This is a genomic window from Sphingomonas asaccharolytica NBRC 15499 (genome assembly GCF_001598355.1).
Lineage (GTDB): Bacteria > Pseudomonadota > Alphaproteobacteria > Sphingomonadales > Sphingomonadaceae > Sphingomonas > Sphingomonas asaccharolytica.
On record NZ_BCYU01000179.1, the window covers coordinates 1 to 1,030 of the forward strand.

Annotated in this window: 1 protein-coding gene; it reads right to left on the bottom strand. The window is 63.4% G+C overall.

Going from position 1 to position 1,030, the window contains the following annotated elements; translation table 11 throughout:
- Nucleotides 1–997: IS30 family transposase (locus tag SAS01S_RS21965; RefSeq protein ID WP_157082954.1), on the bottom strand; the 997-nt coding region annotated here is incomplete at its 3' end.
- Between the last annotated feature and the right edge of the window lie 33 nt (nucleotides 998–1,030).

Consider the following 1,030-nt stretch of genomic DNA (forward strand, 5'->3'; position numbering starts at 1 on the left):
GCTGGGATGTGGATTCACATTCGAAGTGCAACGGGTTGAGTAGGCAAGTCTCGGCGGGTGTATTGAAGCCGAGGCATTTTCTGGGTGTGTTGTTGTAGCGCTGGGCGATGGCGTCAAGCTGGGCGGCGGTGAGCTGGCTGAGGTCGGTTTTGCGGGGGAGGTAGCGTCTGAGGCGTCCGATGGCGTTTTCGACGCCGCCCTTTTGCCAAGGTGCGTGGGGGTCGCAGAAGAAGGTCTGGATGCCGAGCTGATTGGCGAGGCGATAGTGTCTGGCGAACTCGGTGCCGTTATCGAAGGTGATGGTGGAGCGCATGTGCCCGGGCCATGGGCCGAGGAGGCGTGTTAGCGCGCGGACGGTGGTGTCGGCGCGCCGGGTGCGTGGCTTGGCGAGCAGGATGAGGCGGCTGGTGCGTTCGTGGGCGACGAGGATGTTGTGGCCGTATTGCTTGAACAGCATGTAGTCGCTTTCCCAATGGCCTGGGGTTTTGCGGTCGGTGGCGGCCTGTGGCCGCTCGCTGATGGGGCGTCGCTCTTTCATCAAGGTGACGGGTGATCCGCCGCGGCGGCCATATCGTCCGCGCTTGGACTTGCCGCGCGGGAGATAGCGGCGCCAGTCATAGCTGTTGGTGCGCCGGATCTGGGCATAGATGAAGCGGTAGATCGTCTCGTAGCTGATGACCTGGCGCCCGTAATCGAGCGCCAGCCGGCCGGCGACCTGTTCGGGCGACCAGCCGGCTTCGAGCCGGCCAAGTACCATCTCGCGCAGATCGTCATCGCGCTCCAGCTTGGAGCCGGTCCATCGCCGCGCGCGGCTCTGCTGCTCGGCATAATCGGCACGATAGCCCTTGCTCGCCTGATTGCGCTTCAGCTCTCGAGAGATCGTCGATGGCGGGCGATCCAGAGCTGCCGCAATTTGCCGGATCGATCGCCCAGCTTCGCGAAGCTGGGCAATCGTACACCGCTCAGCGAGCGAGAGCCGCTCGTAACACTCTCCCATGACAACACCTTAGCCTGGTGTTGCACTTCGTTT